The organism is Devriesea agamarum, from assembly GCF_900070355.1.
Taxonomy (GTDB): Bacteria; Actinomycetota; Actinomycetes; order Actinomycetales; family Dermabacteraceae; genus Devriesea; species Devriesea agamarum.
The window spans coordinates 2,502,713-2,518,087 of the sequence record NZ_LN849456.1; the positions used below are offsets into that span (position 1 = coordinate 2,502,713).

Annotated in this window: 13 protein-coding genes; 11 read left to right on the top strand and 2 right to left on the bottom strand. The window is 61.1% G+C overall.

Annotated elements, in window-relative coordinates; all coding sequences use genetic code 11:
- The first annotated feature begins 143 nt into the window (after window positions 1-143).
- The 11 genes from secY (at window position 144) to BN1724_RS10630 (ending at window position 9,299) form a co-directional block, all read left to right on the top strand.
- Entirely contained in the window at window positions 144-1,451 is a 1,308-nt protein-coding gene (secY, locus tag BN1724_RS10585) for a preprotein translocase subunit SecY (RefSeq protein WP_058235341.1), read from the top strand.
- Window positions 1,452-1,507: 56 nt separating this feature from the next.
- On the top strand, window positions 1,508-2,074 hold the full coding sequence (locus BN1724_RS10590; protein ID WP_058235956.1) for an adenylate kinase: 567 nt from the start codon (window positions 1,508-1,510) through the stop codon (window positions 2,072-2,074).
- Window positions 2,071-2,913, top strand: a complete 843-nt coding sequence (map, locus tag BN1724_RS10595) for a type I methionyl aminopeptidase (protein ID WP_084252983.1) — start codon at window positions 2,071-2,073, stop codon at window positions 2,911-2,913. The genes BN1724_RS10590 and map overlap by 4 nt, the downstream gene beginning before the upstream one ends.
- 187 nt (window positions 2,914-3,100) lie before the next feature.
- Entirely contained in the window at window positions 3,101-3,322 is a 222-nt protein-coding gene (infA, locus tag BN1724_RS10600) for a translation initiation factor IF-1 (protein WP_058235342.1), read from the top strand.
- 30 nt (window positions 3,323-3,352) lie between these two features.
- Entirely contained in the window at window positions 3,353-3,466 is a 114-nt protein-coding gene (gene rpmJ, locus BN1724_RS12700; RefSeq protein WP_084252984.1) for a 50S ribosomal protein L36, read from the top strand.
- A 216-nt stretch (window positions 3,467-3,682) separates the two neighbouring features.
- Entirely contained in the window at window positions 3,683-4,057 is a 375-nt protein-coding gene (gene rpsM / locus BN1724_RS10605) for a 30S ribosomal protein S13 (RefSeq protein WP_058235343.1), read from the top strand.
- A gap of 76 nt (window positions 4,058-4,133) precedes the next feature.
- Entirely contained in the window at window positions 4,134-4,541 is a 408-nt protein-coding gene (gene rpsK, locus BN1724_RS10610; RefSeq protein ID WP_058235344.1) for a 30S ribosomal protein S11, read from the top strand.
- Window positions 4,542-4,662: 121 nt separating this feature from the next.
- On the top strand, window positions 4,663-5,667 hold the full coding sequence (locus BN1724_RS10615; RefSeq protein WP_058235345.1) for a DNA-directed RNA polymerase subunit alpha: 1,005 nt from the start codon (window positions 4,663-4,665) through the stop codon (window positions 5,665-5,667).
- A gap of 25 nt (window positions 5,668-5,692) precedes the next feature.
- On the top strand, window positions 5,693-6,223 hold the full coding sequence (gene rplQ / locus BN1724_RS10620) for a 50S ribosomal protein L17 (protein ID WP_058235346.1): 531 nt from the start codon (window positions 5,693-5,695) through the stop codon (window positions 6,221-6,223).
- Between the two features lie 533 nt (window positions 6,224-6,756).
- A complete protein-coding gene (locus BN1724_RS10625; protein ID WP_157085864.1) occupies window positions 6,757-7,059 on the top strand; it encodes a hypothetical protein in 303 nt (100 codons plus the stop codon).
- A 200-nt stretch (window positions 7,060-7,259) separates the two neighbouring features.
- Complete coding sequence (locus BN1724_RS10630) at window positions 7,260-9,299, top strand: S-layer homology domain-containing protein (protein WP_058235348.1); 2,040 nt, start codon at window positions 7,260-7,262, stop codon at window positions 9,297-9,299.
- Between the two features lie 102 nt (window positions 9,300-9,401).
- Here BN1724_RS10630 and BN1724_RS10635 read toward each other — a convergent pair whose 3' ends face one another.
- Both BN1724_RS10635 and purL read right to left on the bottom strand, forming a co-directional pair.
- Window positions 9,402-12,152, bottom strand: coding sequence for a polysaccharide pyruvyl transferase family protein (locus BN1724_RS10635; protein ID WP_058235349.1), 2,751 nt, complete (start codon window positions 12,150-12,152; stop codon window positions 9,402-9,404).
- Between the two features lie 186 nt (window positions 12,153-12,338).
- Window positions 12,339-14,753, bottom strand: coding sequence for a phosphoribosylformylglycinamidine synthase subunit PurL (gene purL / locus BN1724_RS10640; RefSeq protein ID WP_231928231.1), 2,415 nt, complete (start codon window positions 14,751-14,753; stop codon window positions 12,339-12,341).
- Between the last annotated feature and the right edge of the window lie 622 nt (window positions 14,754-15,375).

A 15,375-nucleotide genomic window follows, 5' to 3' on the forward strand; every position in this document is an offset into this window, starting at 1 on the left:
CCGGGGCACAGAATAGTCTGTGCCCCGGTGCCCCGTTTCTGTATCCAGGGCCGTTATTGGCCACGCCTGCATGCGCGGCTCAGCCGACGCTGTCGGCGCTCTCGCTCCCGGGACCCCGGGGTGATCTGACTAAAGGAGGACAGGTGCTCAACGCCTTCGTCCGTGCATTCCGCACGCCGGAGTTGCGCAATAAGCTGCTGTTCACACTCGCTTTGCTCGTCATCTACCGGCTCGGGGTTTTCATCCCGGCACCCGGAGTGAACTACCAGAACGTGTTGTTCTGTGTTGACCAGCAGCGCCATTCTGGTGACGCGAACGTGCTGGGCATGATCAATCTGTTCTCCGGCGGCGCTTTGCTTCAGCTCTCCATTTTCGCGCTCGGCGTGATGCCGTACATTACGGCGTCGATCATCATCCAGCTGCTGCGCGTGGTGATCCCACGTTTTGAAGCGCTCCATAAGGAAGGGCAGTCCGGCACCGCCAAGCTGACCCAGTACACCCGTTACTTGACCATCGGGCTCGCAGTGCTGCAGTCCACGGTCATTATTACGACGGTGCGTACGGGCCAGTTCTTCCACGGGTGCGCTGTCAGCCCGATCCCCGACGACAACATCATCGTGCTCTTGCTGATGATCGTCGCGATGACCGCGGGCACCGGTCTGATCATGTGGATGGGTGAAATTATTACCGAGCGCGGGGTCGGCAACGGCATGTCGATCCTCATTTTCACCTCCATTGCCGCAGGATTCCCAGCCTCCCTCGGCCAGATCCTGACCGGCCAGGGTTGGTTTACCTTCTCCATCATCATCGTGGTGGGTCTGCTGGTGATCGTCGGCGTGATCTTCGTGGAACAGTCCCAGCGGCAGATCCCGGTGCAGTACGCCAAACGCATGATTGGCCGCCGGCTCTACGGCGGAACCTCCACCTACATTCCGATCAAGGTCAACCAGGCTGGCGTGATCCCGGTGATCTTCGCGTCCTCAATCCTCGCGTTGCCGCACCTTGCAACCTCCTTCGGCGCGCCGGACGCAGGCTGGGTGCAGTGGATTAACAACAACTTGGTTCCCGGCCAGGGCTTCTCCTGGATGTACACCACCGTGTACCTGATCCTGATTATCTTCTTCGCGTTCTTCTACGTGTCGATCACTTTCAACCCGGAAGAGATCGCCGACAACATGAAGAAGTACGGTGGTTTCATCCCCGGTGTGCGCGCCGGACGGCCCACCGAACGCTACCTGCAATACGTGATCAACCGGATCCTGACCCCAGGTTCGCTCTACCTCGGTGTGATCTCGCTGATCCCGCTGCTCGCGTTTGCGTTCCTCGGAGCCGACCAAAACTTCCCATTCGGCGGAGCCTCCATTTTGATCATTGTTGGCGTGGGTCTGGATACGGTTAAGCAGATCGATGCCAAGCTTCAGCAACACCATTACGAAGGAATTCTCCGGTGAGCTTTCAGACCTCCGACGCCTCCCAGACAGCCACCCACACCCACACCGGAGGTGGCCTGCGCAAACTGCTCATCATCGGTGCGCCGGGTGCGGGCAAGGGTACCCAAGCTGCTCGCATCTCAAAGCAGCTCGGCATCCCGGCTATTTCCACCGGAGATATTTTCCGTGCCAACGTGTCACAGTCCACGGAGCTCGGGGTGCTTGCCAAGTCCTATATGGACAAGGGCGAGTACGTCCCCGATGAGGTCACCAACGATATGGTGGCGGACCGGCTTCGCCACGATGACGCACAGGACGGTTTTCTGCTCGACGGGTATCCCCGGACCCTTGCCCAGGTGCAGGCGTTAGATGCGATGCTCGGCGACGACGGTCTCGATGCCGTGCTCCTGCTGGAGGTTGACACTGACGCGGTGATTGGCCGCCTGGTGCAGCGAGGCCGCGAACAGGGCCGCAGCGATGACACCGAAGAAACCATCCGGCATCGGCTAGAGGTCTACGCTGAGCAGACCGCCCCGCTGATCGACGTGTACGAACAGCGCGGCCTGGTGCATCGGATCGATGGCATGGCCAATATTGACGAGGTCACGGGGCGCCTCATGGCCGTTTTGGGTTCACCCGCGTGAGCTGGCGGCGCCGGGAGCGCGTTGAACTGAAGACCCCCGAACAGATCGCGCTCATGCGACGTGCGGGAGCATTAATAGCTGAGGTGCATCGACAGGTGCGCGAAGCTATTCAGCCGGGCGTTACGACATTGCAGCTCGACACCCTGGCCGAAACCATCATCCGTGACCACGGCGCGACCCCGAACTTTAAGGGATACCAAGGGTTTCCCGCGACACTGTGCGTCAGCGTCAACGAGGAAATTGTGCACGGCATCCCCGGTGACCGTGTGATTCATGACGGCGATGTGGTGTCCGTGGACGGGGGATGTGTCGTCGAAGGCTGGCATTCCGACAGTGCCTTTACCGCCATTGCTGGTCAGCCGCGAAACGACGAGGATGTGCGGTTGGTGGACGTCACCGAACGTGCGATGTGGGCTGGTATTGCGGCGTTTGCCTCGGCAAACCGGGTCGGTGATATCGGTGCGGCAGTGGAAGACGAAGTGTTTTCCCTGGTCGGTGAGGAGCTGTGCCACCTGGAAGATTTCGGCGGCCACGGCATTGGAACCGCTATGCACCAACCGCCCGACGTCATGAACTTTCGCACCCGCGATCGCGGACCGAAAGTGTGCGCTGGGATGTGCCTGGCTATTGAGCCGATGCTGGTCGATGGTCCCGCGGATTACGCCGTGCTCGAAGATGACTGGACGATTGTGACCACCAGTGGTCGCCGGGCAGCGCACTGGGAGCATTCGGTGGCGCGGACGGATGACGGGATCTTGGTGCTGACCGCCGCGGACGGTGGGGTAGCGGGCCTGGAACCGTTTGGTGTAACACCGGTCAGTGATCCGCTTACCGCGTGAGGCACTTCATGCTGGTCGCCCCGTGTCAAACGGCGTGAGCCCGCGTACGATGGATAACTGGGTGTGTGCCCGCGTCCCTGCATGTTCTGATTCCGTCCTGACGGATGAACAGCTGCGTCCGGGAAGAGCACATCTCGGATGAACGACGGTTGACGCCCCTGCGGGGGCGAGAGAGTCAGTGGAGGCCATGGCCAAAAAAGACGGTGTGATCGAGATCGAGGGGACTGTCACTGAGGCGCTGCCCAACGCTTTCTTCCGGGTCCAACTGGAGAATGGGCACATGGTTCTCGCGCATATTTCCGGCAAAATGCGTCAGCATTACATCCGGATTCTGCCCGAGGACCGGGTCGTTGTGGAACTGAGTCCTTACGACCTCGACCGTGGACGCATCGTCTACCGCTATAAGTGATCCGGCCGTCCCGTAACGGAGAAGGGTGTCATGAAGGTTAACCCGAGTGTTAAGAAGATCTGCGACAAGTGCAAGGTGATTTCTCGCCACAGCCGCGTCATGGTGATTTGCGAAAACCCGCGCCACAAACAGCGCCAGGGTTGAGAAAACGGCGCTAACGCACTGAGCTGAGGCACAGTCGTGAAGGCGCTACCCGCCCAACGGATCAATGATCCAGGGCACGACAATTGAAGATCCGACATCAACCTGACCTGAGGCTTAGGCGAGGTAAACCCGCGGTACGGAGGCCGCGGCGGGGAGAACGTGCGTACCCCGAGGTGTCGGCTCAGGCCTCCGGAAAACAGTAGGAGAACTGCACACATGGCACGTCTGGCAGGCGTTGACCTCCCCCGCGAAAAGCGGCTCGAGGTCGCACTGACCTATATCTTCGGCGTGGGTAAAACCCGCGCTCAGGAGACCCTGGCTGCAACCGGGATCTCCGGGGACAAGCGAGTTCGGGATCTCGGTGACGAAGAACTGGTTGCACTGCGCGACCACATCGAGGGTAACTACAAGATCGAGGGTGATCTGCGTCGCGAAATCGCCGCTGACATCCGGCGCAAGGTTGAGATTGGCTGCTACGAGGGGCTGCGCCACCGCCGTGGCCTGCCCGTGCGCGGTCAGCGGACGAAGACTAACGCCCGCACCCGTAAGGGCCCCAAGCGCACCGTGGCCGGCAAGAAGAAGGCCCGCTGACCCCAGCAGTAGCTCCGCGGGGTTCCGTTCGGCGCCTCGCATAGACCACCTCTACCTACCCGAGGAGTAACGGCACATGCCTCCCAAGAGCCGTCAGGCTTCCGCAGCCCGCAAGCCGCGCCGCAAGGATAAAAAGAATGTTGTGAGCGGTCAGGCTCACATCAAGAGCACGTTTAACAACACCATCGTCTCCATCACCGACCCGACTGGCGCGGTGATCTCCTGGGCTTCATCCGGCCAGGTTGGCTTCAAGGGCTCTCGTAAGTCCACCCCGTTCGCCGCGCAGCTCGCGGCCGAGGCTGCCGCCCGCCGCGCTCAGGAGCATGGCATGAAGAAGGTTGACGTTTTCGTCAAGGGCCCGGGTTCCGGTCGCGAGACCGCCATCCGCTCCCTGACCGCTGCTGGCCTCGAGGTCGGCTCGATTCAGGACGTCACCCCCCAGCCCCACAACGGTTGCCGCCCGCCCAAGCGTCGGCGCGTCTGACACCCTCCGCCGACCCGTCGCTGCGTCACATTTTCGCGATCCGCAGCGATGACGGTCGGCGGACACCAGACCCAATCTCGTCTGAGCGTCATATGGCGGACGCTCGCAGAAAGGACAGAACGTGCTTATTGCACAGCGCCCCACGCTGACCGAAGAGGTCGTTTCCGAGTACCGTTCACGGTTTGTGATCGAACCGCTGGAACCCGGCTTCGGGTACACCTTGGGCAACTCCATGCGGCGGACCCTGCTTTCCTCCATCCCCGGTGCAGCCGTCACCTCCATTCGGATCGACGGTGTTCTGCACGAATTCAGCACCGTCCCCGGTGTGAAAGAGGACGTCACCGAGATCATCCTGAACATCAAGAACCTGGTCGTCTCCTCCGAGAACGACGAACCGGTCGTGATGTACCTGCGCAAGCAGGGTTCAGGCGAGGTCACCGCGGCAGACATTACGCCGCCTGCTGGTGTCGAGATCCACAACCCGGATTTGCACATTGCCTCCCTCAACTCCAAGGGTCGCCTTGAGGTCGAGCTGATTGTCGAGCGCGGACGCGGATACGTCTCCGCTCAGCAGAACAAGTCGGGCGACGGCGAAATTGGCCGCATCCCGGTTGACTCGATTTACTCGCCGGTTCTCAAGGTGACGTACAAGGTTGAGGCCACCCGTGTTGAGCAGCGGACCGACTTTGATCGCCTGGTGATTGACGTCGAAACCAAGCCTGCTATCACCCCTCGTGATGCTGTGGCGTCGGCAGGTAAAACCCTGGTCGAGCTGTTCGGGCTTGCTCATGAGCTCAACGTCGAGGCCGAGGGCATCGACATCGGCCCGTCCCCGACGGACCAGGCTCTCGCCGCCGATCTGGCGCTGCCGATCAACGACCTCAACCTGACGGTGCGTTCTTACAACTGCCTCATGCGTGAGGGTGTGCACACTGTGGGAGAGCTCGTGGCCCGCAGTGAGGCTGACCTGCTCGACATCCGCAACTTCGGTCAAAAGTCGATTGACGAGGTCAAGGCGAAACTCGCCGAAATGGGCCTGGCACTGAAGGATTCCCCGCCCGGATTTGACCCGTCCACCGTGCTCGACTCCTACGGTGACGACGAGTTCGGCGACGACCAGTACTGAGATTCTTTAAGCAAGGAGAACGACCATGCCTGCACCCACCAAGGGCGCACGCCTCGGCGGGTCCTCGGCCCACCAGAAGGCGATCCTGGCGAACCTCGCCACGGAGCTGTTCCGCCACAAGGCCATCAAGACCACCGAAAGCCGCGCCAAGCGTCTGCGTCCCCACGCGGAGCGTCTTGTTACCTTCGCGAAGAAAGGCGATCTTGCCTCTCGTCGCCAGGTGATGCGCACCATTAAGGACAAGGGCGTTGTGCACGAGCTCTTCACAGAGATCGCGCCGACCTTTGCCGAGCGTCCGGGCGGTTACACCCGGATCATCAAGATCGCTCCCCGCAAGGGCGACAACGCCCCCATGGCGGTTATCGAACTCGTCCAGGAGGCCTACAGCCCCAAGCAGGCTGTGGTGAAGGAGGCCGAGGCAGCGGCGAAGAACGCAGCCAAGGATAGCTCTGACACTCCGGCTGATGAGGCCGCGACCCCGGCCGAAGAGGTTGAGGAGACGGCCGCAGCTGAGGAGTCAGCCTCCGAGGAGAAGACCGAGGCGAAGGACGCCTGATCGCGTCGTGACACCCTAAGAGCGGGGGTCGTATCCATCTGGATACGACCCCCGCTCTTTGCGTTCGCCGGATGCGTGCCGTTGCCTCCATTGGGTGTCTGCCTTTGCCTCCATTAGATGTGTGCCCTTGTATCCGCTGGGTGTGCACCTTTGCACGCGCCGGATGTGCGCCTTTGCATGCGTCGGGTATTCAATGCGGTGTGAGTGTTCAATGGGCGTGGTGTTCGTTGCGGAGCGGTGCGGGCCACCGGGGGTGTTGCCGCTTAACCAAACGGTGGGTGAGAGCAATGACACAGATGCCGATGTCGGGGAGATCGGTTCAACAGGCTCGCGTCGGCGGAGAATCTGCGGGGTCGCAGATTACTGTCTGGAAAATAGATGTAATATGGTAAACGGATAGTTTTCGAGGTGTAGAGATGCGGCCCTGTTTGGTCGGTTTTCACGGGTTAACACCTGCCTGCGGGTTCAGATCATTCAGGATGACGGGGTTCGTCGATGTTGCCGCGCTTATCGCAATGTGGAGGTGGTGCCTAATGAAAAAGGAGAGGTTGATATTTATAATTAGCTGGCTCTCAATTTGTTTTGTGACAGTTATGATCGGATTGCCGTTCTTTCATTACGTCATCACAGCGCATCGGATGCCGGATGGTGACGAGGTTGGGTCGTGGTTCGCAGATATTGGACATTGGTGGTGGTGTATCACCACATATGGTGTTGTACTCGTTGCGGACCATTATCAAGAAGATCGACCAAAACGTGTGGCGTTGACGATGGGTGCTGGGATTTGTGGAATTGTTTTGTCGGTCGGGGTTTTGGTGTTCGTTTATCTTTCGTGAAATTCGCGCCCCGTTATTACTTCCAAGTAAAATGACTTGTTGGCTTTTGGGAGTAGGTGTTCGGTACCCTTTTTCACCGCAGATTGGTCCCACCGGTATGCACCCCTGACCGATAGTGTCCGGGACATCGTTTTCGGGGTTGTAACTCGACTCGTAGGCATAGACGATGGGTCCCGCTTCCCCAAGCAATGGAGTCAGATATGTCGTCCTCATTTTCTCAGCGTCCCGTACCTCGTAGAGTTCCGCTGCAGCTTGCCGCACTGGGGGTGACCTCACTAGCCCTAGGCCCGGCCACGCTTGCATCAGCCGCAGCAGACCTGATTCCCGCAGCCGGACCGTCGCCCGGAAACGGCCTCACACCGCTAGCGCCCGTTCTCGTTGGAACCGACCGCGCCGATGTGCCCGGAGCTCTGCACGATTCGGTTCCCCTGTCCCAAGGGCGGGCGCTTCGCCCCGAAAAATCTGGTCGCGCTGTTCCCAGTCCTCGCAGCATGAACGACCTTGAAGACCCGGTTCTCCACAGCCTGCCCGCCCGAGCAGTCGATACCCCTGACCACGGTCTAGTCGGCGTCACCTGGCCCGGATGTCCCGCCCCCGACCGCGTCGAACTGAGGTCGCTGAACGCGGACGGCAGCTGGGGACGCTGGATGGTGGCTGAACTTGCGCACGGTACCGACGGGCAGGTTCGCGGCACCGAACCGGTGTGGGTTGGAGATGCCACAGCGGTTGCGGTGCGTGCCGTACGAGGTGGATCCGATGTGTCAACCGAGCTGGTGTTAGCCCGGATCGGGACACCCGTGACAGCAGAGGATAAACATGTCACCTCCGCCCACACGGGTGGGCCCGGACGGGGCGCGGCAAGTGCCCTGTCGGGATTCGGTGCGGGCACATCCGTCGACACGGCTGGACTCGCCAGCGGGGGACGATCTGCTAGCCCCGCGCCCTGGTATCTCGCCCCGCGGGTCATCTCCCGGGCAGGATGGGGCGCCGATGAATCCATGCGCAAAGGCGAACCGACCTACGCCCCGGAGCTGAAAGCCGCGGTGCTGCACCACACCTACGGCTCGAACAATTACACCCGCGAACAGTCCCCAGCGATTATTCGTGGAATCCTGCGCTACCATACCCAGGACCTCGGATGGAACGACATCGGCTATAACGCACTAGTTGACCGGTTCGGCCAAATCTTTGAAGGTCGATTCGGCGGATTAAATCGCAACGTCGTGGGCGCTCATGCAAAGGGCTCAAATACCGGAACCTTCGGCATTTCCATGATGGGTGACAACACAACGGTCGATCCCACGCCCGCTCAGCTCGCCGCAGTCGCCGACATGATGGCTTGGCGGCTCGGCGGAACCTATATTTTCGACGTCAACACTAAAGTAACGATCGATACCAAATCCCAGCCGAGGATCTTCGGACACCGCGACGCCCACTCCGGCGGAACCGCGTGCCCTGGCGACGCTGGATACCGAGCCCTGCCCAAGGTGCGCTCCATGGTCTCCGAACGGCTTGAAAAATATCGCACCAGCTCCTACCAGGCGTGGCGCGAACACGGGGGAGCCAAAACGCTGGGGACAGTCACCCATTCGGCGGCCCTCAGCGGAGGAATCTACCTCACGCGTACGTCCGAGGATTACACCATCAAGCAGTACCCGGACGGCAGCGCGCAGGTATTCGCGAGCGACGACTTCACGGACGTTCCGTTAGGCACCATGTTCCGCACCGAAATTCGGTGGATGCGCAGCCGGGACATATCGACCGGCTGGGACGACGGTAGCTACCGCCCTCGCGCCGGCACCAATCGCGACGCCATGGCCGCGTTCATTTACCGTTGGGTCGGTTCCCCCGCATTTACCCCGCCGCAGGTGCCCCCATTTGTGGATATTCACCCGTCCACGCAGTTCTATCGGGAAATGACCTGGCTCAAAGCCAAAGGTATTAGCGCCGGATGGCCCGACCGCACCTATCGGCCCTGGTCGGTTATGACCCGGGAAGCAATGGCTGCATTCCTCTATCGGATCGCAGGCGCACCGCCCGTATCACTGCCTGCATCGTCGCCGTTTAAAGATGTTTCATCCACCAGCCAGCACTACCGGGCTGTGGTTTGGATGGCACGCACCGGCATTACCACCGGCTATCCAGATGGAACCTTCCGACCCGGTGAGCCGGTACAACGTGACGCCATGGCCGCTTTCCTCTTCCGCTACGAGGAACAGGGGCTTCCGAAGCGCGTGTGATCAGTCATTGCGAGGGGTTCGTCGTCAAAGAGCTCCAAGAGCTGTAGCGGTCGCGGGCCCGTTTCCCTTCTGGGGCGACGGGCCCGCGACCTATCCGTCTTCTTAACGTCCGGGACGAAGCCCCCGGTACATGTTCTTGGCACGGGAATAGGTGTCGCGCGCCTTTGCATAGGTGCGGCGGACCCGGTTGGCTCCGCGGTAGGTCCGAGACGTCACCAGGGCCTCAAGATCCTGACGGGCACGCTGTGCGGCGTGTTCAGCCTCAGCTAACTGCAGTGAACGCTGATGATCCCAGGACAGAGCCCGGTCCGTATCGGCGCGAGCATGGTCAGCTTCCCGCGATAACGCAAGCGCCGTGATCCGGACTGCTTCCGTGAGGCGGGCCCAGTCGCCGGTCGGGTTGAGGCTTGGCGCATCCGTCGGCAGGTCAGAGGCCGGCGTGGTGGTTGCGATGTGTTCACCGTGCGCCGCCGCCGATACCCGGTCCCACCACTGATCATGGCCCGCGCGATAGGTAGCGCGACGCTGCGCCAGATGCTTACCGACCTCATCGCGGCGAGTCCACAGTTCCTGAGCGGCCTCGGCGGCCAGCTCCATGCCCTGCGCATCGGCCCAGGTACACCATTGGCCCATGCCCCACGCATCCAAGGCACCGCGCAGACGCACATCGGTGTAATCATCGGGAATCAGCCCAAGTGTCGGAACACCGGCTGGTAGCGCAAAGATAGCCGGGTGATACCGGGAAGTTAGCACCATGTGTGCCCGACGCGTCACCGACGCCACGGTACGAGCGGGAAGGATCGGAAGCAGGGTCACCGGGCTGGCCGCGTGTGCCGCGATCATGCGATTGATGCCGAGATCCCCGTCGTTGGTTCCCGGGATAGCCATATGCGGAAGCAGAACCGCTTCAAGCCCCGTGATGCTGTAGATGCGTTCGAGTAGCTGGGTAAACGCCTCAATGTGCACTCCCGGGGTGACGGTCACGGCCAAGAATGAGTCTGGTACCGGAACCGGCAGCTGCTCGAGGTCGACGATGTCGGAAAACGGCCCCGACTCCAAGAAAGTGGCGTCGTCCAGACCAGCGAAACAATCAATCCCCGCGCTGGTCAACAAATCTGAGGAGAAACGCTCCCGCGCCGACACCAGGTCCGCGGTGGCAAGCGCCCGCAGCATGAGGTCGCGATCCGTATCGGTCAGCGTGGGGCCAAACGTCTGGCCGGAAACAATCACCGGTCGTTGGCAGGCAACCGCGACGGCGATCACAGCGATTCGTTCCATCAACAGCCAGCCGTACCGCGAGTTCATATTGCCGCCACCGGCGATCAGCACCGCGTCGCAGCCCTGTATCTGCTGGATCAACCGCGCCACCGGTTCACGGTGCTCAGGGGCGAGCTCGCGCCGGGAATGCACATGCTCCACCACATTGTCGAGCAGCATTTCGCGCTCGGCAGGGGCAGGGGGGAATGTGAACGTGGGGACCGCCTCGATCTGCGGTCCGAAGTGTCGGCGAGTGTGCTCGACATCGCGGGTCAGCAGCACCGGGGTGAGCTGGCGTGCGGTCAGTTCGTCGACTGCGGCGTGAGCCATCGCCTCATCGCCTGCGTGATAGCGCTCCTGGCCGATGTCGCCGAGCACCAGCACCCGTCCGGTGCCCGGCCTCGGGGTGATCCAGCGGGGGAGCGGACGGGTGGGTAGATCAATGCGTCCATCCTGACGCGGCGCCTGGTCGGTATCGAGCAGAACATCGGGGGTGTGGGTGGCACTGTCTGCGTCCGAGCTGCCGCGTCCGTTTGAGGCGCCGCTGTCGGGCCCCGTACTGTCGGGCCCCGCACTGCCGGGCCGGGTCACCACACCCGCGTCCTGATATTCGGTGCCGCCGCCGGACTCCTTGCCTCGGCTACACAATCCCGCGCGACGACCACCACCAGTGCCGTTGCCCCGACTAGCCCTACCGTCGTCCCCAGTGTCGTGACGCTCTTGCACCAACTGATCCAAGATACGCTGCTGGTCACGAAGCTGGATGCTGGTGAGCTCGTGCAAATGAGCGAGGTACAAGAACAACCCCGTCTGCCCGGCATCGAGACCAGACCGAATATGACTCTGACGCACCCACGCATCCCACCCGTGATGGTGGGACGGCTCGGCATCGCTATTGTCCGCCGCGCTGCCCGTGGCAGGACGACGCGACCACAAAGCCAGAGGCTCATCGGCTAAAAACCCGACGTCAAACCGGGCCCACAGACGCAGATTGAACTCCCAGTCGCCCACGACGGGAAGTCGCTCATCATAGAGACCGATCTGGTCATACACTCGCCGACGCACCAGCAAGGAGATGGGGACAACGCGGTTATACCGAAGGAACTCCTGAATGGTCAGGTGGCGCAGCTCCGGGTGAAACCATTCGCGCCGATCCTCAATCAGCAGGTCCCCTTCGGCATGCTCATGCAGTAACACGGTGCGCACCGCAACCGCCGCATGCTCAGGGTGTTCACGCAGGTGAGCAGCCGTGCGGGTCAAAAACTCCGGCTCCCACAGGTCATCGTCATCATGAATCGCAACAGCGTCCACGCGCTCGCCGAGCTCACTAGCCCAAGCGTCGGCAGCCCGAATAGCAGCGTTGGAGGCAGCTTCCATACCGTGCGGCTGCTGGTGGTGAATAACTCGCACCCGGTCGCGGAAAGCACCGGTGAGGCGGTCTACCTCCTGGTTCACCGCAGCAGGTTCGCCGCCGTCGTTCACCACTACCACCAGCGGTTGCAGAGTTTGCTCCGCGATGTTCGCGAGAGCACGGCGCAGAAACACCCGTCGATCTTTCGTGCGGACAACCACGGCAATCAGCGGTGGGTGAGGCATGTTGGGGAACTCTCCTCGGCGTCGAACACACTGGCAGACCACGCGAGTTCTCGCGTTGTGCCAGGTGGGCAGCACATTCTGTAAACAACATAGCGGTGAATGCGGTTCGCAATCTCGCGTGCAGCGGCTAGGTCGAGGTGATCGAACCTAACCGCTGGATACAGAAAGCAATGGCTATTTCTGAGCTTACCCTGCGAAATACCGTGGCAGCGTGGCCCGCGATGCCTGCGCAAGTTGCGAAAGCGGAAGACGGAACTGGTCCTGGACCTCAAGCGCGTCACCTGTGGTCACACCGAGCCGAAGCATCGGGAAACCGCGTGCCGTGCACATGTCGGTAAACCGGACCTCTTCGCTGCGCGGGACCGATACTAAAGCGCGTCCTTGCGACTCTGAGAAGAGAGCGACGAACGGGTCGATCCCGTCGCGCTCACATAGGCCATCCAGCACAATCCGTGCACCCACTGAGAATCGCAGGCAGGAATCAACCAGTGCCTGGGCGAGACCACCTTCGGACAGATCGTGTGCCGCATCGACCATTCCGTCGCGGGAGGCTGCGACCAGGATCTCGGCGAGTTCCCGTTCGACCTTCAGGTCCACAACCGGGGGCATGCCACCGAGGTGGGAATGGATGACATCCGCCCAGGCGCTGCCTGATAGTTCCTCTCGCGTCGTCCCGAGCAGGAAAATCGCTTGGCCCTGATCTTTCCATCCGGACGGGGTCCGCCGGGACACATCGTCGAGTACCCCGAGAACACCCACCACGGGCGTGGGGGGGATAGCCGAGTCGATCAGCCCAGGTTCACCGGTGGAGTTGTACAGCGACACGTTGCCACCGGTAACCGGCACCTCCAACTCGCGGCAGGCATCGGCGAGCCCCGTGATGGCCTGGACCAGCTGCCACATCGGGCCGGGATCTTCCGGTGAGCCGAAGTTCAAACAGTCGGTGACCGCGAGCGGTTTCGCACCAGTGGTTGCGACATTGCGGTAGGCCTCAGCCAGTGCCGCCTGAGCTCCCGTATACGGATCCAATTTCGCGTAGCGACCGTTAGCATCGGTGGCTATGGCCACGCCAAGCCCGGTGCTCTCATCCACGCGTACAATTCCTGCGTCGTCCGGCATCGCCAAAGCAATGTTGCCGCCGACGTACCGGTCGTACTGGTCGGTGATCCACGCGCTGGATGCCAAGTTCGGGGAACTCGCTAGTGCGAGAACGGTCTGCGCGAGGTCCTCGCCGCTGCTGGGTCGAGGTAACGCTTCGGCGCGGTCAGCTTGCAGCTCATCTTGCCAGCTGGGCCGGGCATATGGACGCTGATAGGTCGGCCCCTCGTGCGCAACCGTCTTCGGATCGACATCGACAATCCGGTGTCCGTTGTGGTCGATGGTGAGGCGGCCAGTGCCGGTGACTTCACCGATGACCGCGGTCTCCACATCCCATTTCGCTGTCGTGTTGAGGAATTCTTCAAGCTTGTCCGGACGCACCACGGCCATCATGCGTTCCTGGGACTCCGACATCAGAATCTCGCCAGCGGTTAGGGTCGGATCGCGCAGCAGAACCTTTTCAAGGTCCACGTGCATCCCGCCGTCACCGTTGGATGCGAGCTCACTGGTGGCGCAGGAAATTCCTGCTGCGCCGAGGTCCTGGATGCCTTCGACAAGGCCGTGGGCGAACAGGTCCAGGCAGCATTCGATCAGAACCTTCTCCATGAAGGGGTCGCCCACTTGCACACTCGGGCGCTTGGTGGGACCACCTTCGGTGAACGTTTCCGACGCCAGAATGGACGCGCCGCCGATTCCGTCGCCCCCCGTGCGGGCACCGAACAGCACCACTTTGTTTCCGGTGCCTGACGCATTGGCGAGGTGGATGTCGTCATGGCGCATCACCCCGACGCACAGGGCGTTCACCAGCGGGTTTCCCTGGTAGCAGGGGTCGAATACGGTTTCGCCGCCGATGTTGGGCAGGCCAAGTGAGTTGCCGTAGCCACCGATCCCGGCGACGACGCCGTGGACGACGCGCGCGGTGTCGGGATGGTCGACGGCGCCAAATCGCAGCTGGTCCATCACCGCGACGGGGCGCGCACCCATGGAGATAATGTCGCGCACGATGCCGCCCACACCGGTGGCCGCGCCCTGATAGGGCTCGACGAAGCTGGGGTGGTTGTGCGATTCGACCTTGAAGGTCACCGCCCATCCTTCGCCGATATCCACCACGCCTGCGTTTTCTCCGATGCCAACCAGCAGGTGCTGGCGCATGGCCTCGGTGGTTTTGTCGCCGAACTGGCGCAGATGCACTTTGGAGGATTTGTAGCTGCAGTGCTCGGACCACATGACGGAGTACATGGCGAGTTCCGCTGCTGTGGGACGTCGCCCTAGGATTTCGCGGATGTGCTCGTATTCGTCGCTGGTCAACCCCAGGTCAGCGAACGGTAGGGGTAGATCTGGGGTTGCGGCTGCGTGCTCAACCGTGTCCGGCGGTTGTGCCTGCGGGGAGTGTGCCCCCGAGGGCTGTACCGACGGGGTTTTGGTCCCCGGGGATGGTTGGTTGGCGGTCGCTGGGTTCATCGCAGGGGGAGTGGTCGGCGCTGGGGGCTCGGTGGCGGTCATACGGCGTGAAGATCCCGTCGTGGAGCAGGGGCGGATGACGCGCACTAGTCTACGGTGCGCTCTGTGCGCTGCACGCCCGATGCCCGGGTCCACTTTGGGATGTGCATCCAAGCCTCTCTGTTTGGCAGTGATTAGAGGTAACAAGTAAGCTATTCTCACTATGCAGCACCGAGTCTACCGAGTACTGGTGCCAAGCTCGTCAGGATATACATCCCGAGAGATGGATTAAGAGATATTGTATGCAGGAAGTAACTTCTCCTAAGTTACCCGATCTTAAAATTATAAATTTTAGATAACACAAATGGCAGGGCGTTGTAATCTTACCTCTGTCTATGAGTTGGTGAAATGCGCGAGATCCTTGTCGCTCTACACAACTGAAACTTCGGTTAGTCAATCGAGAAATAATATAAAGCTACATAGACGGAAAGTGAAAGGATTCACTAATATCCCCCATACTGTGTTGCCGTTTATAATGGTTTGCGGTGGCCGTATTTCTGTGGCAATATATTAGGCCAATATCGCATGGATGATTGCGTTGACACTAGTGGAATTGGTTGCTAAGGGACACTCAACTCTAACCGTTTTTACAAAATGACACACAACGCGGCGCGCGGCTATCTCT